Below are 24402 nucleotides of genomic sequence, written 5' to 3'. Positions count from 1 at the left end.
AATGTGACGATCGGATCCAGGCGAAGCAGGAGCGTGTTGCAGTGAGCGTGTCGGTCGAGCAGAAGATCGCCGAAGAACTGGGCGTGCGCGAAGGACAGGTCAAGGCCGCCGTCGAACTGCTCGACGGCGGGTCGACCGTGCCGTTCATCGCCCGCTACCGCAAGGAAGTCACCGGCATGCTCGACGACGCGCAGCTGCGCACGCTCGAAGAGCGGCTGCGCTACCTGCGGGAACTCGAGGAGCGCCGGCTCGCCGTGCTCGAGTCCATCCGCAGCCAGGGCAAGCTCGACGACGCCCTCGAAGCGTCGATCCTGGCGGCGGACACGAAGTCGCGGCTGGAGGACATCTACCTCCCCTACAAGCCGAAGCGCCGCACGAAGGCCATGATCGCGCGCGAAGCCGGCCTGGAGCCGCTGGCCGACGGCCTGCTGAACGACCCTTCGACGGACCCGCAGGCCGCCGCCGCGGTGTTCGTCGACGCGGACAAGGGTGTCGCGGACACGCAGGCCGCCCTCGACGGCGCCCGCGCGATCCTCGTCGAGCGGTTCGCCGAGGACGCCGACCTCATCGGCGACCTGCGCGAGAAGATGTGGGGCCAGGGCCACCTGGTGGCCAAGGTCCGGTCCGGCAAGGAGGAGGAAGGCGCGAAGTTCTCCGACTACTTCGACTTCTCCGAGCCGTACACCAAGCTTCCCTCGCACCGCATCCTCGCGATGCTGCGCGGCGAGAAGGAGGAGGTCCTCGACCTCACGATGGCGCCGGACGAGCCTTCGGACGAGCCGCAGGTCGGGCCGACCGAGTACGAGCAGCGCATCGCGGCGAAGTTCGGCATCACCCAGCAGGGCCGCCCGGCCGACAAGTGGCTCGGCGACACCGTCCGCTGGGCGTGGCGCACCAAGATCCTGCTGCACCTGGGCATCGACCTGCGGATGCGGCTGCGCCAGGCCGCCGAGGACGACGCCGTCCGCGTGTTCGCGTCGAACCTGCGCGACCTGCTGCTCGCCGCGCCGGCCGGCACCCGCGCCACGATGGGCCTCGACCCGGGCTTCCGGACCGGCGTCAAGGTGGCCGTCGTGGACGCGACCGGCAAGGTCGTCGACACCCACGTCATCTACCCGCACCAGCCGGCGAACAAGTGGGACCAGTCGATCGCCGAGCTCGCGGCCCTGGCCGCCCGGCACGAGGTCGACCTGATCTCGATCGGCAACGGGACGGCGTCGCGCGAGACGGACAAGCTCGCGCAAGAGCTGATCAAGAAGCACCCCGAGCTGAAGCTGACGAAGGCCGTCGTGTCCGAGGCGGGCGCTTCGGTGTACTCGGCGTCGGCGTTCGCGTCGCAGGAACTGCCGAACATGGACGTCTCGCTGCGCGGCGCGGTCTCGATCGCGCGGCGGCTGCAGGACCCGCTGGCCGAGCTGGTGAAGATCGACCCGAAGTCGATCGGCGTCGGGCAGTACCAGCACGACCTGTCCGAGGTTTCGCTGTCGCGCTCGCTCGACGCGGTGGTCGAGGACTGCGTGAACGCGGTCGGCGTGGACGTCAACACGGCGTCGGCGCCGCTGCTGACCCGGGTTTCGGGCATCACGACGGGGCTGGCGGAGAACATCGTGGCGCACCGCGACACGAACGGCCCGTTCCGCTCCCGGACGGCGCTGAAGGAGGTCGCGCGGCTCGGCCCGAAGGCGTTCGAGCAGTGCGCGGGCTTCCTCCGCATCCCGGACGGCGACGACCCGCTCGACTCGTCGGCGGTGCACCCGGAGGCGTACCCGGTGGTCCGCCGGATCCTCTCCTCGACCGGCACCGACATCCGGTCCCTGATCGGCAACACGCGGACGCTGTCGTCGCTGCGCCCGGCCGAGTTCGTGGACGAGCAGTTCGGTCTCCCGACGGTGACGGACATCCTGTCGGAGCTGGACAAGCCGGGCCGCGACCCCCGCCCGGCGTTCAAGACGGCGACGTTCGCCGAGGGCGTGGACAAGATTTCGGACCTCAAGCCGGGCATGCGCCTGGAGGGCGTGGTGACGAACGTGGCGGCGTTCGGCGCGTTCATCGACGTGGGCGTGCACCAGGACGGCCTGGCCCACGTTTCGGCGCTGTCGAAGAACTTCGTGAAGGACCCGCGCGAGGTGGTGAAGCCCGGGGACATCGTGAAGGTGAAGGTGCTGGACGTGGACGTGCCGCGCAAGCGCATCTCGCTGACCCTGCGCCTGGACGACGAGCCGGGCGCCGGCGCGGGCAACCGCGGCGGCGGCGAGCGCCGCGACCGCGGCCAGGGCGGCGGCGGTCAGCGCCGCGGCGGCCAGGGCGGCGACCGTCGTGGCGGCGGTGGCGGCGGCCGGGACCGCGGCGGCAACGCGGCGGCGAGCGGCTCGATGGCCGACGCGCTCCGGCGGGCCGGGTTCGGCAAGTAGCTCTCCGGTGCAGGCGGGTCACCTCCGGGTGGCCCGCCTCGCCGCGGGCCGCTCACCTCAGCGCGGCCCGCCTTGCCGCAGCGCGAACAACCCCACCGCGAGCAGCACCACCGGCACCACGGCGGCCGCCGCGCTGATCAGCCACGTCCCGCCGCGCCAGCCCACCGGGGATGCCTCCAGGACCAGCCGCCGGACCAGGGCCGCCTCCACCACCGCCGTCAGCAGGAAGCCCAGCCCCACGCTGAAGATCGCCGCCGCGCCGACCGACAGCAAACCCGACGTCGAGGCCGCCCCCAACGGCGCCGCCACTTCCCAGCGGACCACGCCCGCGGCCGCCGCCAGCAGGGCCAGCAGCAGCACGAACGCCACCACGAACGCGATCCGGGCCGTCATCGGGCGGGGGCCGCGGGCGACGAGCCAGAATCCCGCGTCGAGCGCCGCGACGACCACCGCCAGCACGACGAAACCCGCACGGAAAGTCAGCACCCGATCACTCTAGCGAGCTGAACCGCGCTTCCACGCTTCCCAGCTCGCCGAAGTCCGCGACCACGTGGCCGCCGGCGTGGATCGGGCACGGCGGGGTGGCCGTTCCGGTCGTCACGATGTCGCCCGGGCGCAACGAGCGGCCGTGGCGGGGCAGCTCCATCGCCAGCCAGTGCAGCGCCAGCCGCGGGTCGCCCAGTACCAGGCTGCCGCTGCCGCGGGAGAACTCCTCGCCGTCGGCGTGCAGGACCACCGGGCGGCGCGGCAGGTCGAGGTCGCGCCACCCCGGGACCGGCCGCCCCTCGACGAACCGGCCCGCGCACGCCACGTCGGCCAGCAGCTGCGGGCCGCCCGCGTGGCGGTGGTCGGTGTAGCGGCTGTCCGGCAGCTCGATCGCCAGGAACATCGTGTCGACCGCGTCGAGCACCGCCGTCAGTGACGGCGACAGGCCCGGATCGGCCTTGAGCCGGAAGGCGAATTCTGGTTCGGCGACGCCCATCGTCATGGTGTCCGCCGGCACCGGCGCCCCCTCGACGTGGTGGAACCGCTCGAACATCGCGCCCGGCAGCGGGCCGGGGACGCCGAGGTACTGCCGGGCGTACACCGTGGTCGCGGCGATCTTCCAGCCCGACACCGGCCCGGCCAGCTCGGCGAGGTCCGCCTGCACCGCCATGCCCTCGGCGAGGTCGCGCGGGCGGACGTCGTCCGGGAGGCCGTCGAGCCGCTTGCCGGTCAGCCACGCGTCCCAGATCAGCTCCGCCGCCCGCGCTCGGTTCACGCCCGCGATCTTGCCAACCGGAACACCGGGTGTCGATCGGCTTCCGCGGCGAACACCTCGGCCGGGTCGCCCGGCTTCGCGTCGAAGAACGGCGCCGTCACCGGGACCTTGCGGACGTACGCGCGCAGCACCGGGCCCGCCGTGGCGGCGTCGGCCTCCTCGACCTCCCACGTCTCGCGCCGTCGGCCGCGCCACAGCCGGGCGGTGGCGTCGGCGCGCAGGTTGTGCACCCAGCCGACCTGCCCGTACGGCGACACGAGCCAGCGGTCGCCGCCGTCCTCGACGACGTTGACCGGCGTGGTCCGGTCGGTGCCGCTCCTGCGCCCCCGCGTGGTCAGCAGGAACCCGGTGCCGCCCGCGGCCGGGATCCCGCGCGCCAGCAACGCCTTCACCAGGGCGTTGACGGCCTTGCGCGCCACGCCCAGCCGGTACTTCCGCGCCATCACGGGTGCATAGCGTAGACCCCGGAGAGGTCCCGCACCCGCGCCCAGACGTTCTCGAACCGCGCGGCGTCCACCACCGGCTTGCGCAGCGCGGCCAGCGCGATCGCCTGCTGGGCTTCGGTCGAGCTCGCCTTGCCGTTGAGGTCCACCGCCGCGGCGCTGAAGTCCTGCACCAGCACCGCGAAGATCTGGTCGGTGACCTCGTCGGCCAGGCCGGTGATCCGGGCCTGCTCCAGGATCAGCTGGCCGTACACGATCAGCGTGAACAGCTCGGTCAGCGCGAGCCCGAAGTCGAGGTCGGCCTGCTGGGCCTCGTCCGGCGCCGCCTCGGTGAGCAGCTTGACCAGGTAGCCGGCCTGCTCGGTGAACAGCGCGACGTTCGGGATGTGCGCGGCTTCGGCGTAGGCGGTCTTCCAGTCGTGGAACCGGACCTTCGACAGGCCGCGCGCCGGGCCCTGGCGGAAGAGGAACTCGTCGTCCGCGGCGTCGGTGCGGGTCGGCACCGGCGCGTACTCCTGCGGCGCGAACAGGTAGTTCGGCATGAACTTCGCGATCAGCGCCAGGTTGACGGCCACCGTGCCCTCGAGCTTCGGCAGGCCGTCGATGTCGTTCTTCGACATCGCCAGGTAGGTGTCGGCCTCGAAGCCCTTGGCCGCCACGACGTCGGCGACCAGGCCGATCACCTTCTGCGCCTCCGTCGTCACCTTCATCTTGGTGATCGGGTTGAACAGCAGGTAGCGCCGGTCGTCCGGGTTCGCGCTGCGGAAGTAGTCGACGGCGCGGTCGGAGAACAGCTTCATCCCGATCAGCCGCGCGTACGCCTCGACGAACTCGCGCCGGACGTGTGGGAAGTCCGTGACGGGCTTGCCGTACAGGACGCGGTTGTGGGCGTGCGTGATGGCCTCGTACAGCGAGTGCGTCGCCATGCCGATGCCGCCGAAGCAGAGGTTGAACTTGCCGATGTTGACCGTGTTCAGCGCGGCGCTGAAGGCTTCGGCGCCTACGTGGAGGATGTCCTCGGCGCGCACCGGGTAGTCCTCGAGCCGGAACTCGGCGACGTACATCTGCGACGGCACGACGTTCTTCACCACGTGGTAGTTCGGGTGCTCGGAGTCGGCGTAGAAGAAGACGTACTGGTCCGGGCCTTCGACGCCGTCGATGCGGCCGAAGACCGACACCGTGCGGGCGCAGTTGCCGTTGCCGATGTAGTACTTCGAGCCGGTCGCGCGGTAGCCGTCGCCGTCCTTCGCCAGCACCATGTCGGAGGAGTAGATGTCGGCGCCGTGGTCCTTTTCGGACAGACCGAAGGCGCCGACGCCGCCGGCGTCGAGGGCTTCCGCGGCACGCTTGCGGGCGACGTCGTTGCCGCTCTGCCAGACCGGGCCGAGGCCGAGGATCGTGACCTGCCACGGGTACCAGTAGTTCAGGCCGTAGAAACCGAGGATTTCCGACAGCGCGGCGACGCGGCTGGTGTCCCAGCGCTTGTCCGGGTTGCCGTCCGCGTTCGCCGACGGGGTCAGGAAGGTCGAGAACAGCCCCTCCTTGCCCGCGAACTCGATGAAGTCCGCGTAGAAGGTGCGGTTGTGGTAGTCCTCGGTCAGTTTGGCCTTGCCGCGCTGCTCGAACCAGTCGATGGTGGCGCGCAGCAGGCGCCGCGTCTCGGCGTCGAAGTGCGCCGGGTCGTACTCGCGCGGGTTCAGCAGCATGGTCGTCCTCCTCGATTACCGACCGGTAACTTAGCAAGGCCGCGCGAGTGCGGGCAATCTCACTGGGGGTATGTCACCCGCTGCCGCTACACTGATCATGCGGGCCGCTCAGTTCTGCCTCGGCCCGCTGCTGTTGTCGACTACCACGCGCCGCGGCCGTTGACCGGTCTGCGCCGGGCAGGACAACCCTTCTCAGGTTACGGAGACCAGGGCACTCGCGTGCCCGCACGACTTATGAGCACTTTCGCTGAACTGGGCCTGCCGACCCCGCTGGTGGCCGCACTGGCCACCCAGGGGGTCACCGAGCCCTTCCCGATCCAGGCGGCGACCCTGCCGCACACCCTCGCCGGCCGCGACGTCCTCGGCCGCGGCCGCACCGGCTCCGGCAAGACGTACGGCTTCGTGCTGCCGGTGCTGGCCCGCCTCGCCGCGGGCCCGACGCGGCGCAAGCCGGGCCGTCCCCGCGCGCTGATCTTGGCGCCGACGCGCGAGCTGGCGACGCAGATCGAGGCGTCGATCCTGCCGCTGGCGCGCCCCCTCGGGCTCAAGGCGACCACCATCTTCGGCGGGGTCAGCGCGAACCCGCAGATCACGCGCCTGCGAGACGGCGTCGACATCGTCGTCGCCTGCCCCGGCCGGCTCGCCGACCACATGCGCTCCGGCCACGTGAAACTCGACGCCGTCGAGATCACGGTCCTGGACGAGGCCGACCACATGGCCGACCTGGGCTTCCTGCCCGAGGTCCGGCGCATCATGGACGCAACACCATCCCGCGGCCAGCGGCTGCTGTTCTCGGCAACCCTGGACAACGGCGTGGACGTGCTGGTCAAGCGCTTCATGGACGACCCGGTCCTGCACAGCGTCGACTCGGCCCAGTCCCCGGTGGCGACGATGGAGCACCACGTCCTGCACCTGGAGGAGACCCACCGGCTGCCGGTCCTGGTCGACCTGACGGCGGCCCCGGGCCGCACGCTGGTGTTCACGCGGACGAAGAGCCGCGCGAAGGCGTTGACGCGGAAGCTGGTGGCCTCGGGCGTGCCGGCGGTGGAGCTGCACGGCAACCTGGGCCAGAACGCCCGGACGCGCAACCTCGAAGCATTCTCGTCGGGAACGGCCCGCACGCTGGTGGCAACGGACATCGCGGCCCGCGGCATCCACGTCGACGACGTCCGCCTGGTGATCCACGCGGACCCCCCGGTGGAGCACAAGGCGTACCTGCACCGATCGGGCCGAACGGCCCGCGCGGGGGCGTCGGGCACGGTGGTGACGCTGATGACGGACGCGCAGGTCCGCGACGTCCGCGACCTGACGCGCAAGGCGGGCATCAAGCCGACGACGACCCAGCTGGGCCCGGGCCACCCGCTGCTGGCAGAGCTGGCCCCGGGCGAGCGAACGTTCTCGAAGGCCCCGGCGGTGGACAACCGCCCGAAGAAGGTCTCGGCAACGGGCGCAGCCCCGGGCGGCGGCCGCGGCCGCCGGTCGGCAGCACCGAAGGAGAACCGCGGCGGCCAGCGTTCGCGGGCAAACGGACAGGCACGACGCGAGGACCAGCAGCAGCGCTCGGCAACACCGACCCGGGGCGGCCAGGGTCAGCGCCGATCGACCGGAGCGACCAAGGCGGCCGGAACAGCCCGAGCGGCAGCACCAGCGGCAAGCGGCCGCCGGACCAGCGGAGGCGCCGCGGCCGGAGCACAGGCGGCGGGCAACCGCCGAAGCGGCGGCGCGGCGGCATTCTCAGCCGGTACCCGCGCGGGCGCCCGCCGCTCACGCTAGGTCACGAGGTGTGCTTGAGCGGGCATCATGCGTGCTTGAGCGGGCATCACGTGTGTCTGCGAGGGCATCACGCGTGATTGGGCGGGCATCATCGCGATGCCCCTCCAGACACACGCGATGCCCATACGGACACGCGTGATGCCTCTTTCTGCACGGCAAGCGCAACGCGGGGCAAGCGCAACCCGGCCCACGCAACCAAGCTGGGTGGTCATCCCGTCGCCTGAGGCCGTCAAATCACTTTGAGCCGGGCCCGCAACACACAGCGCTAGGCGGGACAACAACGCAACCTTGCGGGCCCGGCTCAAAGTGATAGGCCTCAACCAGGCGACGGGATGACAACCCAGCGACCCACAACGCAAGCCGAGCAGACACCAAAACCAGGGTCATCCCAGAGCCTGCCCGTCCGGCGAGGACAATCTTTCGAGCCAACCGACCTCAGAGCGACGAGGTAAGCCCCCGAGCCCGCAGCACCGCCCGCTCCAGCGGACGGAAAACAAGCAGCTCAATCCCCACCCCGACAAGCAGAATCAAAAAGATCGCCGCAATCACAGTCTCCATGCTGTTGAACGACGACCCCTGGTTCAGATAAGCCCCCAGCCCAATCCCCAACTGCGGCGACAACGCGATCAACTCAGCAGCCATCAGCGACCGCCACGAAAACGCCCACCCCTGCTTCAACCCGGCCAAGAACCCAGGCAACGCAGCAGGCAACAGAATGTGCCGAGCCGAAGACAGCCGGTTCGCCCCCATCACCTGCCCGACCCGAGGCAGGATCGGCGGAATCTGGTCAATCCCCGACACGAGCCCGTTGGCGATCGAAGGCACCGAACCCATCAGCACCACAAAATAGATCGCACCGTCGTTGATACCGAACCACAGGATCGCCGCCGGAACCCACGCCACCGACGGAAGGCTCTGCAACCCGGTCAGCAACGGACCGATCGCCGCGCGAACCACGCGGACCTTCGCCACGACGAGGCCGAGCGGCGTGCCGATCAGGACCCCCGCCAGGAAGCCGAGCGCGGCCCGGTGAACCGAAGTCCAGACGAACCCGAACACCTGCCCGTCGGCCACGATGCCCCAGAACTCGCCCCACACGGCCGCCGGGGACGGCAGCTGGGATTCCGGCCAGAACGCCGCCGCCCAGAGGATCTGCCAGACCGCCACCAGGACGACCAGCGCGCCCACCGGAGGCAGGAACCCCCAGGCGAACCGCTTCCAGAAGCTGGGACGACGGTCGCCGACCGGGGCGTCGAGCGAATCCAGTCCGGCGCCGACCGCGTCGAGGTCGGGCTCCGCGGACCGGTCAAGCTGCGGCATGGGTACTGATCACCTCACGCAGGTGCCCGGTGATTTCCTCGGTCAGCTCCTCGGCGTCGGCCAGCGGCACGTCCGTCCACTCGCGCACGACCCGGCCGGGCCGCGACGACAGCAGCACCACGCGCTGGCCCAGCCGGACCGCCTCGCGCACGTCGTGGGTCACGAACAGCACCGACGTGCCCGTGCTGCGGTAGACGCGCAGCAGCTCGCCCTGCAGGACGTCGCGGGTGATGGCGTCCAACGCGGCGAACGGCTCGTCCATCAGCAGCAGCGCCTGCTCCGGGTCGCCGCCGACGCGCAGGGTCGCCGCCAGCGCGCGGGCCAGCGCGACGCGCTGCCGCATGCCGCCGGACAGCTCGTGCGGCCGCTTGCCACCCGCGTCGGTCAGCCGGACCAGGTCCAGCAGCTCGGCGGCCTTCTCCCGGCGTTCGGTGCGGCCGAAGCCGGCCAGCCGCAGCGGCAGCTCGACGTTGCGGGCCGCGGTCAGCCACGGCATCAGCGCGGCTTCCTGGAACATCACCGCGGGCCGCGACGTGTTCAGCGTGATCTCGCCCGCCGACGGCGCGTCCAGGCCGGCGACCAGGTTCAGCAGCGTGCTCTTGCCGCAGCCGGACGCGCCGAGCAGGCAGACGAACTCGCCGGGCGCGACCGTCAGGTCCACGCCGTCGAGCGCGACGACCGCGCGGCCGGCCGTGCCGAACGTCTTGCGCACGCCGTCGAGACGCACCGCTGTCGCGCCGGTGAAGCTGCTGCGGCCGGTCGGGAGGGTGGTGGTCATCGCTGGCTGCCTCTCCGGATCACTTGGTCAGTTCGGGAGCGTCTACGGCGGGCAGGTTCTTGGCCTTCAGCACCTCGTTCAGCGGACCGAAGTCCGCGAAGCCCTTCAGCGCCACGGCCGACTTCACCACGCCGGCCGTCACCGAGTCCTGCGCGAGCTGCGGGAATTCGGCGGCGATGGGATCGGTGGTCAGCTCGATGCCGGAGAAGGCGCGGTCCAGGACCGCTGCGCTCAGGGTACTGCCGGCCAGCTCCTTGAGCGCGCCGTTGACCACGGTCTTCGCGTCCGCCGGGTTCGCCTTGGCCCAGTCGATGGCGGCCAGCTCGCCCTTGAGGATCGCGCGGACGGTGTCCGGGTGCTGCTGCAGGAACTCGCTGCGCACGATGACGACGGTGGTCGGGAAGCGGCCGCCCGGCCACAGCGCCTTCTCGTCGACCAGTACCTTCGCGCCGGCGTCGAGCACCAGCCGGGACGCCCACGGCTCGGGCAGCCAGCCGCCGTCGACCTCGCCCTTCTTGAACGCGTCGAGGGTCTTCGGGTTGTCGAGGTTGGTGATCTTGACCTGGCCGGTCAGCTGCTTGCCGGCCAGGAACTTCTTGAGCGCGACGTCCTGGGTGTTGGCCAGCTGCGGCGTGGCGATGTTCTTGCCCTTGAGCCCGTCGACGCTGGTGATGTCCGGCTTGACGACCAGCTGCGCGCCGCCGGAGACGGCGCCGGAGATCAGCTGGATGGCACCCTTGGACTTGGTGAAGGCGTTGATCGCCGGGCCGGAGCCGAGGAAGGCGACGTCGAGGGAGCCACCCAGCAGGGCGTTGACCTCTTCGGGGCCGGCGTTGAAGGTCTGGGTGGTGAGCTTGGTGGAGCCGAGCTCGGTCTTGAAGAAGTCCTTCTTGACGCCGATCAGCGCGGGGGCGTGCGTGACGTTCGGGAAGAACCCGACGCGGACCTCGCCGGCGGCGCCCTGGTTGGCGGCCGGCGCGGCGCTGCTGTCCGCCCGCGAACAGCCGGCGAGCACGCCCACGGCGGTCAGCGCGGCCAGCGCCGAGGCCAGGATGCGGGTTCTGTGGTGGGTGCGCACGTCAGCGTCGCCTTTCGGGTCGATGTGGGGGCGAGGTTCGCACGGTCACCCACTCAGGCGCATAGCCATCCGCATCCCGGGACACCTCGTGAGATTTCTTGACATCGGCGCTGTGGGCGCCTAGCGCCCGGGGAGAAAGTCGCCGGCGCGGGCAACCGCTCGCGTCACCCGGACGTGGTAAAGGTGACCACGGATTCGGGAGGAAGTCATGACGAGCACCGCACACCGACGGGGCCACGGGGTCGCCGGCGTCCGCGTGGCGCTGGTCTTGCTGTTCATCGGGCTGGGCCAGGCGTCGTTCGAGTGGCTCAGGTCACTCGGCATGGACGCGCTGACGGGCCTGGTGGTGTGGGCGATCCCGGTCGTCACCGCCGCGGCGGTGACGCTGGTGCTGTGGGTGGCGTCGGACCGCGCGTTCGCCCTGCGCAACTGGCTGCCGGTGGCGATCTCCATCCCGGTGTACCTGGCCGGGGCGTTCGGCCTGGCCACCGGGACGGCGAGCCTGGTGGCGTCGATCGTCAGCGGGGTCGGGCTGGGGGTGGCGGTGGTGACCGTCTCCGGGCTGGTCCGGTCGCGCCGGCAGGCCGAGGCGCGTCAGTGACGCAGCAGGAGTGACACGTCACCGAACTCGTGCCACAGGTACCGCTGCGCCACGGCGGCGTCGTACGCCCGCTGGACGACGGCCGCCCCGGCGACGGCCTCCAGCAGCAACAGGTGCGAAGCGTCCGGTGCGTGCAGGCCGGTGACGATGCCGTCGACCACCGCGGCCGGCCGGTCCGGGCCCAGTACCAGGTCCGTCCAGCCCTCGGCCGCGTGGACGGCGCCGTCCGAAGCGGCCGACTCCAGGGCGCGGGCGGCCGTCGTGCCCACCGCGATCACCCGGCCCCCGCGGCCGTGGACCCACGACACGAGCGCCGCCGTCGTCGCCGGGACGCGGAAGCGTTCGGCCTGGGGCGGCTCGCCCGCTTCCGGGGACGACACGCCCGTGTGCAGCAGCAGCGGGGCGAACAGCACGCCCTCCGTCACCAGGCTGGTCACCAGCTCCGGCGTGAACGGACGGGCCGCCGAGGGCATCTCGGCGCTGCCCGGTTCGCGGGCGAACACCGTCTGGTAGTCCGACAGCGGCCACGCCCGCGGGACGTACCCGTAGCGGATCGGCCGGCCGACGCCGGCCAGGAACCGGGTCGCCTCGGGCGGCACCTCGGCCCGCCACAGCCGCGCCGCGCCCGCGACCACCGGCGCCAGCAGCGTCAGGGACGCGCCGCCGGGCAGTTCGAGCCGCTCCCCCGGGCGGCCGTCGAGCAGCGGCCCGCCGGGGGCGCGCAGCTCGACGACCCAGGAACCGTCGTCGAGCGGTGTCGAAAAGTGGACCACGACCGGCCGCCCGTCCCGGCGGGCGTCGACGGCGGCCGGGAGGGTGCCGGACGTGTTGACGACCAGCAGGTCACCGGGTCGCAGGTGCTCCCCCAGCGCGGAGAACACCGTGTGGTGGACGCTCTCGGGCGAGGCGACCAGCAGGCGGACGCCGTCCCGGGCCAGCCCGCGGGCCTCCGGTGGTGCCGACGCCGACAGGTCCGGCGGGAGGTCGAACCGGACGTTCATGCTCATGAAAACTCCGGGCGCGCAGCGCCTCCGTTGAGGGTGGTGGCGGGGGCATGGATGGACAGGAGATCGGCGGCGCGGTAGCGGCCGCTCGGCGGGCGCTCGTCGAGCAGCCGCAGGAACGCCGGGACCGCCGTCTCCGGCAGCGGCCGGTCCGAGATGTCCTCGCCGGGGAACGCCCGCTGGTGCATGGCCGTGCGCAGGTCGCCCGGGTCGACCGCGTACACGGACAGGTCCGGGTGTTCCACGCCCAGGACGGCGGTCACCTGGTCGAGCGCGGCCTTCGCGGAGCCGTAACCGCCCCAGCCTTCGTACGCTTCGACCGCGGCGTCGGAACTGACGTCGATCACGACACCCCGGGCCGCGGTCAGCGCGGGCAGCAGCAGCTGCGTCAGCGCCAGTGGCGCGAAGACGTTGACGCGGTAGACGTCTTCCAGTTCCGCCAAGGGATAGCGGGCCAGCGGCGGCAGCGGGCTGACCCCGAGCGAGCTGGCGTTGTTGACGAGCAGGTCGAACTCGGAACGGGCGAGCGCGGCGCGGTGGGCCGGGTCGGTGACGTCGCCGGGGACGGCCGTGAAGCCGATCTCGCGCGCCGCCGATTCCAGCGCCGCCGCGTCGCGGCCGGTCCCGATGACCGTCCACTCGCGACGGACCAGGGCGGCCGCGAGCGCGCGGCCCAGCCCGGCGGACGCGCCGGTGACGAGTGCGGTGGGCATGGTGCCTCCTTCGAGGGGTACCACACCATCGTGAAACCTCTACATTACTTGAGGTCAACCGGAGTGCGGCCGCGCAGCAGCGAATACGCTGCCAGCGAAACGACGAGACCGACGTAGTACGCGAGGTCCGCGCCGTGCAGCGCCGCCGCGACCGGTCCGGTGTAGAGGGTCGTGTTCATGAACGGCACCGCGGCGCCGAACCCCACGACGAAGGCCACCACCGCGGCCCACGGGCGGACCGGAACCGAAGCCAGGACGTCCACCGGGTGTCCGCCGCGGGTGCGCGCGAGCCAGTCCGGCACGACGACACCGAGGAACGGCGGGATCCAGTAGCTGACGAACAGCAGCACGTTCTCGAACTTCGCCGACAGGTCGCCGCTGTGCATCCAGAGGATCAGCGCGAAGGCGAGCACCGTGACGACCACCGCCGACACCGGGCGCCGCAGCCGGACACCGACCGTCTGCAGGGCCAGCGAGCCGCTGTAGTCGTTCATCGCGTTCGACGACACCGCCGCCAGCGCGATCACCGCCAGCGCGAGGCCGCCGAGGAACCCGCCGCCGAGCAGGCCGGCGACGCCCTTCGCCGTCTGGTCGCCCAGCGACGACCCCAGCGCGAGCCCGAGGCCCTCGCCGATCGCGTACGACGCCACGAGCCCGAGCAGCGTGGCCCAGAAGATGCTGCGCGACGACGTCGAAGCGGGCAGGTACCGGCTGAAGTCCGAGGCGTAGGGCGCCCAGGAGATCGCCAGCGACAACGTCACAGTCGTGAAGAGGACGACGCCGCCTGCCAGGTCGGCGCCCGAAGCCGTGTCGGCGGTCGCGATCGGGTGCCCGGCCAGGACCTTCACGGTGAGCGCGGCGAACGCGAGCACCAGCAGCACGCTCATCACCGCCTGCACGCGGTGGATCAGCGCGTAACCGAACACACCGAGCGTGCACTGCAGCACCAGCACGATCAGCACCGCCGCCCAGAACGGCAGCCCGGTCAGCTCCGCCAGTGCCTCGCCGCCGAACAGGCCGACCAGCGCGTCCCAGGCGATCGAACCGAGCCACTGCAGCAGGCCGGGCAGCACGACGCCGCCGCCGAAGGGCAGCCGGGCGAGCGGCAGCTGGCCGGTGCCGGTGCGCGGGCCCCACGTCGACAGGTACGCCACCGGCAGCGAGCCCAGCACCGTGCCGGCGAGCATCGCGGCCAGTCCCGTCCAGAAGCCGAGGCCGAGCGCCGCCGCGAGGGTGCCGGTGAACACCGCCGTCATCGTCAGGTTCGGCGCGAACCACACGCTGAACAGCCGCCACGGGCGGCCGAACCGGTTGCCCGCCGGCACCGGCGCGATGCCGTGGGTTTCGATCGCCAGGTCACCGCCGCCGGCCGGCATCCGCCCGCCGAAGACCTCCGCGTCCAGGCCGTGTCCGCTCATGTCAGCCTCCCGTCGCCGATCACCCTAAAGCGCAGCCGCGCGGTGTAACGCGACGGCCCGAACGGACGAATCACGGTTAGCCGTTACCGGACTGCTTCACCCGCCGGCCAAGACCCATCGGGAGGGTCGCCACAGTGCAGCACCCGCGGACGCCGGCGATGACCGGCCTGCTGGCCGCCGGGTGCGCGCTCGGCGTGGTCGCGCTGACGCTGAAAGCCGGCGAGGGCAGCCACCCGGCGCTCGACACCGCGCTCAGCACCACGACCGGGTTCCTCTTCCTGCTCGCGGGCGCGGTCGCGCACGTGCGGCGGCCGGCCAACCCGATCGGGGTGCTCATCGCCCTCGCCGGCGTCGCCCTGTTCCTGGAGGACCTGCAGTTCACGCAGAACCGGGTGCTGTACACGATCGCCGTGCCGCTGCGGGCCGCGTCCAGCCCGGTGATCGCGCACCTGGTGCTCGCGTTCCCGCACGGCAGGCTCCGCTCGCGGTGGGAACGGCTGCTGGTGGCCGCCGCCTACGTCGTGGTGCTCGGCATCGGCGTGGTCGGCCTGCTGACCGACGACGACCCGCGTGACCTGCTGGCCGTCGCCGCCAACTCACAGGCCGGGCCGGTGGTCGGCCGCGCGCTCGGGCTCGCCGCGTCGGCGATCAGCGCCGGGGTGATCGTCGTGCTGCTCTACCGGTGGCTGACCGGGCGGCTGCCGCAGCGGCGGCTGCTGTCGCCGGTGGTGGTGATCGCGCTGGCCGGCGCGCTGACGTCGGGGGCGGGCACGGCCCTCGGCGACGGGCACCCGCTGTCCGAACCGCTGCTGCAGGCGTACCGGGTCCTGTTCTGCCTGTGGCCGCTGGCGTTCCTGGCCGGGGTGATGCGCGCCCGCGTCGGCAACGCCGAGATGGTCCGGCTGCTGCTGGAACGCGACGGCACCGGGCTGGCCGCGCTCGTGCAGGACGACGAGGTGTGGAAGGACAGCCGGTCGATCGACGCGCTCAACGCGGCCGCCGGGCTGGTGCTGGACAACCTGCGGCTCACCGCCGAGCTGGAGCAGCGGCTGTCCGAGGTGCGCGCGTCACGGGCGCGACTGGTCGCGGCCGGCGACGACGAACGCCGCCGCCTGGAGCGCGACCTCCACGACGGCGCCCAGCAGCGGCTGGTCAGCGTCGTGCTGCTGCTGCGGATGGCCGGCCGCCGCTCCGGCGCCGACCTGCCGCCGGAGATCCGGGCGCTGCTCGCCGGCGCGGTCGACGAGCTGCAGACGGCGATCACCGAGCTGCGCGAGCTGGCCCGCGGCATCCGCCCGGCGATCCTCACCGAGGCGGGGCTGGTCGCGGCGGTCCGGTCGCTGGCCGACCGGATCCCGATGAAGGTGGCGCTGGCGGTCGGCCGGGTCCCGCGCCTCGATGCGGCCGTGGAGGCGACGGCGTACTTCGTGACGTCAGAGGCGCTGACCAACGCGCTGAAGCACGCGCGGACCGAGCGCGCCGACGTCCGGATCGAGGTGACCGGCGCCGAGCTGCGGGTCGAGGTGACGGACGCGGGCGTCGGCGGCGCGGACGTCGAGAAGGGGTCGGGCCTGGCCGGGCTGCGCGACCGGGTGCAGGCCCTCGGCGGCGACCTCGCCGTCACCAGCAGCCCCAGCGGCACCACAGTGCACGCAGTCATCCCCCTCGCCACCAAGACTCTGCCGCCGCCGTCGTGAGTGAGAAACAGTGTTCTAACACTGTTTCTCACTCACGACCAGCGGCGGCAGACGGCGAACTGAACTAGACGAGCAGCAGGAACAGCAGGCCGTTGGGCGTGCCGAGGCCGGTCACGTCGTCGTAGCCCGGGGTGGTGTGGATGGTCAGGCCCTGGTAGTCCAGCGTCCGCACCGAGTGGAGCAGGCCGGCCGAGGCGTCGACCGAGTTCGCGTAGTCCACGCGAGCCACCGCGGCGTCCACGTGCTTCACGTCGCTGATCGCCGAGGTGCGCGAGGTCAGCTTGTAGATCACGGGGTTGATGAAGCCGTGGTGGAAGTGGTCGAAGCTGTCGGCCACCGCCATGATGCCGGCGAACACCGGCGACGCGAGGCTCGTGCCGCCGATCCGGTACTGGTCGTAGTAGGCGCCGTCCGGGAAGGTCTGCGTCTGGCCGACCAGGAACCCGGTGTTCGGGTCACCGACCGCGGAGATGTCCGGGACGACCCGGCCCTTCTTGTTGCCGGTCTGGTTCTTCGTCGACAGCGAGTCCGGCACGACACCCTTCTGGTAGAAGGGCTGCGCGAACAGCCGGCTCGTGCCGCCGCCGGAACCGCTGGTGTAGGCGGCCGGGCCGTAGACACCGTTGGTCAGCGTCGACTTGCTGGTCTCCCAGCCGGTCTCGAAGATCTTCTTGCCGTCCTTGCCGATGGCGATGGACGTGCCGCCGACCGCGGTGATCCACGGCGCCGAGGCGGAGAAGTCCGGCGACGGCGTGCCGAGGCGCGCGACCTCGTCACCGTTGTCGCCCGAGGAGAAGTACACGCCGATGCCCTCGAGCACCGCCTGCAGCGAGATCTGGTTGAACACCTTGACCTCGTCGGCCGGGATGTCCTCGCCGGTGTCGCCGTAGGAGTTCGACACGATGTCGGCCTTGTGGCCGGCGATCACGTAGTTCAGCGCCACGTCGAGGGCGTTGTCCTCGCAGGACTCGCCGCCGACGTACAGGATGTCGGCGCCCGGCGCGAGACCGTGGGCGGCCTCGACGTCGAGGGTCTCCTCGCCGTACCAGCCGGCCGCGTCACACTGGTCCGGCGGCTCGAGGACCGGGTTCGCCGGGAAGACGTGCTGCTTGAACTGGCTCTGCTTCAGCGGGTGCTGCGGGTCGTTCTTCTTCGCGTACGTGCTCGCGTCCGAGTAGATGGTCGGCGAGGCGAACGCGTCGACGATGGCGATCGTGGTGCCCTTGCCATCGGCGCCGACCTTGTCGATGCCGTAGGCCGAGCGCAGCTGCGCCGGGGTGTACCCGCAGGGCGCGTACGGCAGCTGCTTGCCGTTGTAGGCGGGATCGGTGGTGTCGATCTTCTCGCCGTAGTAGGCGCTGCACGGCCGGGCGTTGCGGAAGCCGGGGCCGGGCGGGACGTCGGAGGGCGTCCCGGAACCGGTGGCGTGGTCCGGCTTGAACAGGTTGGTCGCCTGGTCGACGCCGACGACGCCGAGGACGTCGCCGGCCAGGTTCGCCGGCACCGACAGGTTCTTGTCGGCGGCGCGGAGCGTCTGGCCCTTGACCCGGTACTTGGCGAGGTCGACCGCGAACGCGTTCTCGGTCTGGGCCGCGGTGCCGGTGGCCTCGACGTAGGCGCGGTTCGACGGCACCTCGCCGATGCTGAACCCGTTGCCGGTCAGCCACGACTTGACGGCGGCGACGGTCGCGTCACTGGCCGCGAAGCGGTCGCGCACCTGGTCGGGGCTGAGGTACTGCCGGTAGGTGGCGCTGTCCGGGTCGGACACGGCCTGGGCCAGCGCCTCGGCACCGGCGTTGTCGCGCTGGTTCAGGTAGACCCGGAAGCTCAGCTTCGACGCGGGCGCCGTGTCGGCGACCTTCGCCTGCGCGTTCGCCCACAACGGGTGCGACTGCGGAATGTCCTGACGCCCCTGCGCGGACGCCGTGGCCGGCAGGGTGCCGGTCAGGCCACCCACCACCGCGAGCGAAAGGAGCAGGGTGGAGCTTCTTCGCACAGAAATCTCCCTCTTCGAAACGGCCCCCGGTAAATGGGCCTTGGAACACCGGCTGAGACTAGATCGGTGTTCCGCTCCCGGGAAGTGCCTGCGGAACCGTTATCTGGGCAGGAATTCGCGAGCCGTTGACCGTGGTACGGAAATCCGATTTGTCGCCGGAAAAACGCGAGGATTATTATTTTCTGTACGTTAAGTCCGGTTCATGGCGGTATCGCGGACCACGCGCGACGGCCGCCCGCCACCTACTAAAGTCGGTCGCTCCGTCCACTCCGGACAGTCCGGCCGGTGACGGCAGTTCGGCCGTCACGCGCGGGCGGCCAGCCGCCGGTCCACCTCGGCCGGGGCGAACACCGCGTCGACGACCATGGCCACCGCGCCGGCGAGGGCGAGCCCTTCCCCGCGGCCGCCGATCTCCACCCGCAGGTTCTGCGTCGCCCGCGGCAGCGCCCGCCGGTACAGGACCTCGCGGACACCGGCGGCGAAGTGCGGCTCGGCGAGGTCGCCGGCGAGCACCACCACCCCGGGGTTGACCACGCACACCAGCGTCGCGAGCACCTCCCCCACCTGGCGGCCGGCGACCTCGGCGAGCCGGACCGCGGCCGGCTCGCCCGCCACGATCCGGTCGCGCACGCCGGAGCCGGACACCGTCGGCAGGCCCAGTTCCGTCAGCCGCGCGGCCAGCGCGCCGCCGCCCGCGACCGCCGCGAGACACCCGTGTGAACCACACAGGCACTGCGCCTCGGGGTGGCCGGGCAGCCGGATGTGCCCGATGTCGCCCGCGCCGCCGTCGATGCCGCGGTACACCTCGCCGCCGAGCACCAGCCCGGCGCCGATCCCGGTGGACACCTTGACCACGACCAGCGCGGCCGAGTCCGGGTACCGGGCGCGGTGCTCGCCCAGCGCCATCAGGTTCGCGTCGTTGTCGACCAGCACCGGGGCGCCGAAGCGCGCGCCGAGGAAGGCGTCGATCGGGTATTCGTCCCAGCCGGGCATGATCGGCGGCTGGGTGACCCGGCCGCGGCCGGGTTCCACCGGGCCCGGCACGGAAACGCCGATGCCGCACACCGGACGGCCCGTTTCGGCCAGCATCGCGTCGAACCACTCCGCGATCCGGCCGAGCACGGGCTCCGGGCCGTCGGCGACCCGCAGCGCGCCGGCCCGGCGGGCCAGCACCGCGCCGGCCAGGTCGGTCACCGCGGCTTCGGCGTGCATCGTGTCGATGCTCGCGGCGAGGACGACGGCGTGCTCGTCGTCGAACCGCAGCTGCCGCGCCGGGCGGCCGCCGGTGGAGTCCTCCTGACCGCCTTCGGCGAGCAGACCCGCCGTCTGCAGCTGCTCCAGGCGCGCGGTCAGCGTCGAGCGTGACAGCCCACTGCGCGTCTGGAGCGCCTTGCGCGTGGTCGCCTGCCCGGTCCTGACCAGCAGCAACAGCTCGCCGGCGCTCGCCATCCCGCCCCCTTCGGACTTTTGTCCATTGACAAGACATAAGTAGGAGATATGTTGGACACATGAACGTAACACGGGGGCGTGCCGCCGAGGTTCTGGCGGGCAACTGGCTCGGCTCGTCGACCGTGCCCTCCCGCGGGCTGTACCCGCACCAGTGGAGCTGGGACTCCGCCTTCATCGCGTTCGGCCTGCGCCACCTCTCGCCCGCGCGGGCCCGGCGCGAGCTGCTGACGCTGTTCTCCGCGCAGTGGCGCGACGGCCGCGTCCCGCACATCCTCTTCAACCCGGACACCCCACCCGAGGCGTACTTCCCCGGCCCGGCGTTCTGGCAGGCCGGCCGGACGTCGGGGCTGGTCCAGCCTCCGATCCACGCCCGGGCGGTGCTGGCGGTGCACGAAGCCGAGCCCGACCCGGTGTTCCTCGCGACGCTGTACCCGAAGCTGCGGGCCTGGCACGAGTACCTGCGGACCGGGCGCGACGCGGGCGGGCGCGGCCTCGCGGCGATCGTGCACCCGTGGGAGTCGGGCATGGACAACAGCCCGGCGTGGGACGCCCCGCTTTCGCACGTCACGCCGTCGACCGGGTTCGTCCGCCGCGACCTGGAGCACGGCGAAGCCGCCGACCGGCCCAGCGACGAGGACTACGGCCGGTACGTCCGGCTCGCCACCGACTACCGCGACAGCGGCTACCGGGACTTCGGGGACTTCGTCGTGGAGGACCCCGGCTTCAACGCCCTGCTGGCCGACGCCGAGCTGGCGCTGGCCGAGATCGCCGAGATCCTCCGGCTGCCCACGGCCGCCGCCGCCCACCGCGAAGCCGCGGCGCGCGTCGAGAAGGCGTTGCAGGAAACGCTGTGGGACAACGGCTTCTTCTTCGCTCGCGACGTCCGCACCGGCTCGCTGATCCCCGAGTACACGTGCGCGGGCCTGCTGCCGCTGGTGCTGCCGGACCTGGCGGTCGCGCCGGCCCTGGTGGCGGCCGCGACCGGCCACCGCTTCCGGCTCGGCCGGGTGCACGGCGTCCCGAGCCACGACCTGACCGCGCCGGGCTTCGACCCGGGCCGCTACTGGCGCGGGCCGTCGTGGTTCAACGTCGGCTGGCTGGTCCGGCAGGGCCTGCTCCGCCACGGCGAGCACGCGCTCGCCGCGCGGTTGCGCGACGACCTCGTGGAAACCGCTTTCCGGACCGGCTTCGCGGAGTACGTCGACCCGCTGACCGGCGCCGGGCACGGCACCCGCTCGTTCAGCTGGACCGCGGCCCTGACCGTGGACCTGCTGGCCTGACGGGCGGGCCGCCCAGCCGCGTCGGGGGCGGCTGGGCGGCCCGCTCTCAGCTCGCCGCGGTGGCGTAGTCCGAACCGACCCAGGTCTCGTCGATCCGCAGCCGCTTGTACCGCGTGCTGTCGCTCGACGCCGCGTACGTGCTCGTCACCTGGAGCCGCACGTACCGGGAGGTCACCGCGGAGAGGTCGACGAACTGGACGCCGCGGTGGCTCGGCAGCGTCCCGGACTTCACCGCGCTGCCCCAGTCCTTGCCGTCGTCGGACACGAACACCTTGTACGCCTTGATCCGCGCCGACTGCTCGCTGTCCGACCGGGCGTAGCTGACCGAGTCCTCGCGCTGGTTGATGCCGAGGTACTGCACCTTCTTCGCCGTCCCGAGGTCGTAGTCGAGGTTGACCGGGAGCGTCTTGTTGTTGTCGAAGTAGGTGAGGTAGTCGCCGTCGCTCGCCGACTGTCCACTGTGGCCGCTCGCCGACGCGCTCGCCTTGAGCGTCACGGTCTTCGGGTCGTAGCTGCCGGTGCGGCCCGCGGTCTCGACCTTGAACACCGTGTCGTAGGTGTCCCAGCCGGACAGCCCGGTCAGCGTGAGGCTGCCGCCGCCCTGGGTGAAGGCGATCGCCGCGCCGGTGCGCAGGTTCGTGACGCGGCGGACGCGGTAGCCGTTGTCGCGGATCTTGAGCGTGCTCCCCGACGGCTTGGTCAGGACGTGGACGTACTGCGCGTCGCCCTTGATGGTGATGACGCCGTGGGCGCCGTCGTTCCAGAAGCCCGGCTGCATGCCGCCGTACATGTACCCGGCGCCCTGGGTTCCGCCGAGGGACTCCCAGATCGCGTCGAGGTAGGTGTTGGCGAAGTTGTTGAACGCCTCCTGGTTCGACGGGAACTTGCCGTTCACCATCGCCGTCTCGGCCATCAGGGACTTGATCGACGAACCCGAGTTCGTGATGAACCGGCCGATGTTGAGCATCTTGTTCACCGAGGAGTTGGACCCGCCGTACCACCACGAGCCGGTGTCCGGGAGCTTGAAGCACGCCTCGGTGAGCCGTGGCATCGCCGTGTACGTCGCCTGCGGGTAGTCGTAGGACGGGGTCATGCCGGTCTTCTGCTCGTTGCTGATCGTGTCCATGATCGGCGTGTCTTCGTTGTTGTTGCTGAGCAGGTAGTCCGGGCGCTGCTGGTAGATCTGCTGGTAGAGGTCGTGTGACTCCCAGTAGGCGTTGTCGTTGTCGATCCAGAAGCCGCCGAGGTCGGGGTAGTTCTTCATGACCTCGAAGAAGTTGTCGTAGCTGAACTGGCCGAAGCCGTCCTGGCTGTCGAGGTTCACGGTCTTGCCCTTGTACTTCGAGTAGCCGTCCGAGTCGAGCCACTCGTGACCGCCCTCGTCGTGCCACTGGGCGTCGTTGGTCATGTAGAGGATGACCTTGAGGCCCTGGGGCTTCGCCGCGGCGATCAGCTCGCCGAGGAAGTCCCGCTTGGTGCTGCAGCTGCCCGGGATCTTCGACGGCCAGGCTCGCGAGTAGCCGAGGCGGCTGTGGAAGGAGGCGAGCACGAGGTAGGACGCGTGCAGCTTCTTGGCTTCGGTGACCCAGTAGGCGGGACTCCACCCGCCGTCGGTGATCGCCTTTTCCCAGGCGCTGCAGCTGGTGTAGCCGGGTGAGGTGCGCATCCCCCAGTGCAGGAACAGCCCCGCCTGGCTGTCGCGCAGCCACTGCTGGGAGGGTTTCTGCAGGTCGGCCGAAGCCGGCGCGGCGATGAGCCCGGACACCGCCAGCATCGACGCGCACGCGACGAGTGCCCGGCGGAGGAACCTGTCTGCCATGAACGACCTCCATTGGTCTGGTCCATCCGGTGGTGTACTCCTCGCCGCAACGGCTGGTCAAGGCTTAGATCCGACCTTTCCGCGGAGTTTCGCTGGCCGGTACATCGGCACTGCGGCCGTTCGGGTTAAATATCTGATATATGACGCAAGAGATCCGATCTCTCTTGACTCGGCCTCCGGGAGGCGGGTAAATGTTTCCCCGGAAGCGCTTTCGCTTCGAGACCATCGCTCCGGCGACACGGGCAGCACGCCGCGCCCCCCCAGAGCTGGTCGGGATGCCGACGGACGGCGGATCGGCATCCCGGCCACCTTTCCACCGCGTCGCGGGGCCAGTGCACGAAAGGGACGACGATGTCCGAACACCCCCTTCGCCCGACCCGGCGCGCGGTCCTGGCCGGCACCCTCGGCGCGGTCGGCGCGCTCGCCGCGGCGGGTCCCCTCGCGCGGGCCGCGGACCGGCTCCCCCCGATCGGCGGCGCTGCGCCCGCCGACTGGTCCCGCGCGGTCATCGACTCGACGATGAAGCGCTACACGCCCGACAAGATCGGCGGCTGGGGTTACACCCTCGGCCTGTACCTCTACGGGCAGTACCTCTTCTACAAGCGCACCGGCGAGAAGAAGTACCTCGACTACATCGTCGCGTGGTACGACCGGTTCATCACCGACAGCGGCATCTCGAACAGCTTCAGCAACCTGGACTCGATGCGCTCGTGCCAGATGTTGCCGCTGCTGTACGCGGAGACCGGCCGCAAGAAGTACCGGACCGCGGCCGACCAGCTGCGCAAGCGCTTCCCGTCCTACCCCCGGACGTCCGACGGCGGCATGTTCCACGCCACCAGCAAGGTCGGCCAGCTGTGGGGCGACGGCGTCTACATGGCCCAGCCGTTCCTCGCGCTCTACGGCGCGGCGTTCGGCGACGGCGACTACTGCTTCGAAGAGTCGGCGAAGAACATCGCCGTGTACTTCAGCCACCTGCGCGAACCGGCGAAGGGCCTGCTGTACCACGCCTACGACGAGGACGGCTCCGAGTCGTGGGCGTCCGGGACGGGCCACCACTCGAAGTACCACTGGGCGCGCGCGATCGGCTGGTTCGGCATGGCCACCATCGACATCCTCGAGGTGCTCCCGGCGAACCACCCGCGGCGGGCGGCGCTGATCGACGTCGTGAAGTTCCTGGCGGCCGGCTACGAGCGGTACCAGGACGCGTCGACCGGCCGCTGGTACCAGGTGGTCGACCGCGGCGGCGAAGCGAAGAACTGGCTGGAGACGTCGGCGTCGTCGATGTACACGTTCACGATGTCCCGCGGCGTCCAGCGCGGCTACCTCCCGGCGTCCTACCAGGCGGTGGCGGACCGCGGCTACGCCGGCGTGCTGAAGAAGGTGTCGGTCGGCTCGGACGGCCTGACGAACATCACCGACATCTGCGAAGGCACCAACGTCGGCGACCTGTCCTACTACTACGGCCGCGCCCGCAAGACCAACGACTTCCACGGCCTCGGCGCATTCCTGATCATGAACGAGCAGTACACACACTGACCCTGCCCACGCCGCAGAAGGGGCCCCGGCTCACCAGCCGGGGCCCCTTCGTACGTGCACCAACCCGGAACTCGCGTGATCGGAGCCGGTCCGGGTTCCATCACGCGAGTTCCGGCCCC

Annotated in this window: 19 protein-coding genes; 6 read left to right on the top strand and 13 right to left on the bottom strand. The window is 71.3% G+C overall.

Translation table 11 applies throughout. The annotated features are described in order from the left end of the window. The first annotated feature begins 41 nt into the window (after positions 1–41). Positions 42–2411, top strand: a complete 2370-nt coding sequence (locus tag OO60_RS42505; RefSeq protein WP_033263521.1) for a Tex family protein — start codon at positions 42–44, stop codon at positions 2409–2411. A 57-nt stretch (positions 2412–2468) separates the two neighbouring features. On the opposite strand, the gene OO60_RS42500 is transcribed toward OO60_RS42505, so the two are convergent. From OO60_RS42500 to OO60_RS42485, 4 genes are read right to left on the bottom strand one after another with little or no spacing between them, the layout of a single operon-like run. Next, positions 2469–2897, bottom strand: coding sequence for a hypothetical protein (locus OO60_RS42500; RefSeq protein ID WP_003061133.1), 429 nt, complete (start codon positions 2895–2897; stop codon positions 2469–2471). Positions 2898–2901: 4 nt separating this feature from the next. Then, positions 2902–3672 carry a 2-keto-4-pentenoate hydratase gene (locus OO60_RS42495; RefSeq protein WP_003061130.1) on the bottom strand — a complete coding sequence of 257 codons (771 nt, stop codon included), beginning with the start codon at positions 3670–3672 and terminating at the stop codon, positions 2902–2904. Continuing rightward, the gene (locus tag OO60_RS42490; protein ID WP_003061129.1) at positions 3669–4115 is read right to left on the bottom strand and encodes a nitroreductase family deazaflavin-dependent oxidoreductase; all 447 of its coding nucleotides are present in this window, start codon (positions 4113–4115) and stop codon (positions 3669–3671) included. The genes OO60_RS42495 and OO60_RS42490 overlap by 4 nt, the downstream gene beginning before the upstream one ends. Then, on the bottom strand, positions 4115–5821 hold the full coding sequence (locus tag OO60_RS42485; protein ID WP_033263520.1) for an acyl-CoA dehydrogenase family protein: 1707 nt from the start codon (positions 5819–5821) through the stop codon (positions 4115–4117). The genes OO60_RS42490 and OO60_RS42485 overlap by 1 nt, the downstream gene beginning before the upstream one ends. A 234-nt stretch (positions 5822–6055) precedes the next feature. Here OO60_RS42485 and OO60_RS42480 point away from each other — a divergent pair, with 234 nt between their 5' ends. Next, a complete protein-coding gene (locus tag OO60_RS42480; protein ID WP_003061125.1) occupies positions 6056–7594 on the top strand; it encodes a DEAD/DEAH box helicase in 1539 nt (512 codons plus the stop codon). A 435-nt stretch (positions 7595–8029) separates the two neighbouring features. On the opposite strand, the gene OO60_RS42475 is transcribed toward OO60_RS42480, so the two are convergent. Genes OO60_RS42475 through OO60_RS42465 form a run of 3 tightly spaced genes read right to left on the bottom strand, consistent with a single transcriptional unit; the run spans position 8030 to position 10770 of the window. Further along, positions 8030–8914, bottom strand: a complete 885-nt coding sequence (locus OO60_RS42475; protein ID WP_003061122.1) for an ABC transporter permease — start codon at positions 8912–8914, stop codon at positions 8030–8032. After that, positions 8901–9692 carry an ABC transporter ATP-binding protein gene (locus tag OO60_RS42470; RefSeq protein ID WP_003061120.1) on the bottom strand — a complete coding sequence of 264 codons (792 nt, stop codon included), beginning with the start codon at positions 9690–9692 and terminating at the stop codon, positions 8901–8903. Before OO60_RS42470 ends, OO60_RS42475 begins: the two co-directional genes overlap by 14 nt. A gap of 19 nt (positions 9693–9711) precedes the next feature. Continuing rightward, positions 9712–10770 (bottom strand): ABC transporter substrate-binding protein, encoded by a 1059-nt coding sequence (locus OO60_RS42465; protein ID WP_033263519.1) that lies wholly within the window; start codon positions 10768–10770, stop codon positions 9712–9714. Between the two features lie 208 nt (positions 10771–10978). Between OO60_RS42465 and OO60_RS42460 the strand changes: the two genes are divergently transcribed. Beyond that, entirely contained in the window at positions 10979–11371 is a 393-nt protein-coding gene (locus OO60_RS42460) for a hypothetical protein (protein WP_033263518.1), read from the top strand. On the opposite strand, the gene OO60_RS42455 is transcribed toward OO60_RS42460, so the two are convergent. The 3 genes from OO60_RS42455 to OO60_RS42445 are packed head-to-tail and all read right to left on the bottom strand — an operon-like array spanning position 11365 to position 14506. Further along, positions 11365–12372 carry an S-adenosylmethionine:tRNA ribosyltransferase-isomerase gene (locus tag OO60_RS42455; RefSeq protein WP_033263517.1) on the bottom strand — a complete coding sequence of 336 codons (1008 nt, stop codon included), beginning with the start codon at positions 12370–12372 and terminating at the stop codon, positions 11365–11367. The two genes, OO60_RS42460 and OO60_RS42455, sit on opposite strands and share 7 nt — an antisense overlap. Before the next feature lie 2 nt (positions 12373–12374). Further along, a complete protein-coding gene (locus tag OO60_RS42450; protein ID WP_004562345.1) occupies positions 12375–13088 on the bottom strand; it encodes an SDR family NAD(P)-dependent oxidoreductase in 714 nt (237 codons plus the stop codon). Positions 13089–13132: 44 nt separating this feature from the next. Continuing rightward, positions 13133–14506, bottom strand: coding sequence for a purine-cytosine permease family protein (locus OO60_RS42445; RefSeq protein WP_004562344.1), 1374 nt, complete (start codon positions 14504–14506; stop codon positions 13133–13135). Positions 14507–14664: 158 nt separating this feature from the next. Between OO60_RS42445 and OO60_RS42440 the strand changes: the two genes are divergently transcribed. Beyond that, entirely contained in the window at positions 14665–16203 is a 1539-nt protein-coding gene (locus tag OO60_RS42440) for a sensor histidine kinase (protein ID WP_209441429.1), read from the top strand. Positions 16204–16267: 64 nt separating this feature from the next. Here OO60_RS42440 and OO60_RS42435 read toward each other — a convergent pair whose 3' ends face one another. Continuing rightward, positions 16268–18199: a S53 family peptidase gene (locus OO60_RS42435; RefSeq protein ID WP_004562342.1), complete on the bottom strand. Its 1932-nt coding sequence runs from the start codon at positions 18197–18199 to the stop codon at positions 16268–16270. A gap of 303 nt (positions 18200–18502) precedes the next feature. Next, a complete protein-coding gene (locus OO60_RS42430; RefSeq protein ID WP_033263515.1) occupies positions 18503–19648 on the bottom strand; it encodes an ROK family transcriptional regulator in 1146 nt (381 codons plus the stop codon). A gap of 59 nt (positions 19649–19707) precedes the next feature. On the opposite strand from OO60_RS42430, the gene OO60_RS42425 reads away from it, so the two are divergent. Continuing rightward, a complete protein-coding gene (locus tag OO60_RS42425) occupies positions 19708–20928 on the top strand; it encodes an MGH1-like glycoside hydrolase domain-containing protein (protein WP_003072040.1) in 1221 nt (406 codons plus the stop codon). 46 nt (positions 20929–20974) lie between these two features. On the opposite strand, the gene OO60_RS42420 is transcribed toward OO60_RS42425, so the two are convergent. Continuing rightward, positions 20975–22747, bottom strand: coding sequence for an alpha-L-fucosidase (locus OO60_RS42420; RefSeq protein WP_033263514.1), 1773 nt, complete (start codon positions 22745–22747; stop codon positions 20975–20977). A 351-nt stretch (positions 22748–23098) separates the two neighbouring features. Here OO60_RS42420 and OO60_RS42415 point away from each other — a divergent pair, with 351 nt between their 5' ends. Beyond that, on the top strand, positions 23099–24283 hold the full coding sequence (locus OO60_RS42415) for a glycoside hydrolase family 88/105 protein (protein WP_003072046.1): 1185 nt from the start codon (positions 23099–23101) through the stop codon (positions 24281–24283). Positions 24284–24402: the final 119 nt, after the last annotated feature.

This window comes from Amycolatopsis vancoresmycina, assembly GCF_000716785.1.
In the GTDB taxonomy this organism is placed as follows: domain Bacteria; phylum Actinomycetota; class Actinomycetes; order Mycobacteriales; family Pseudonocardiaceae; genus Amycolatopsis; species Amycolatopsis vancoresmycina.
Note: the sequence above shows the minus strand (reverse complement) of the source record. Positions and strands in the feature narration are given on the sequence as shown.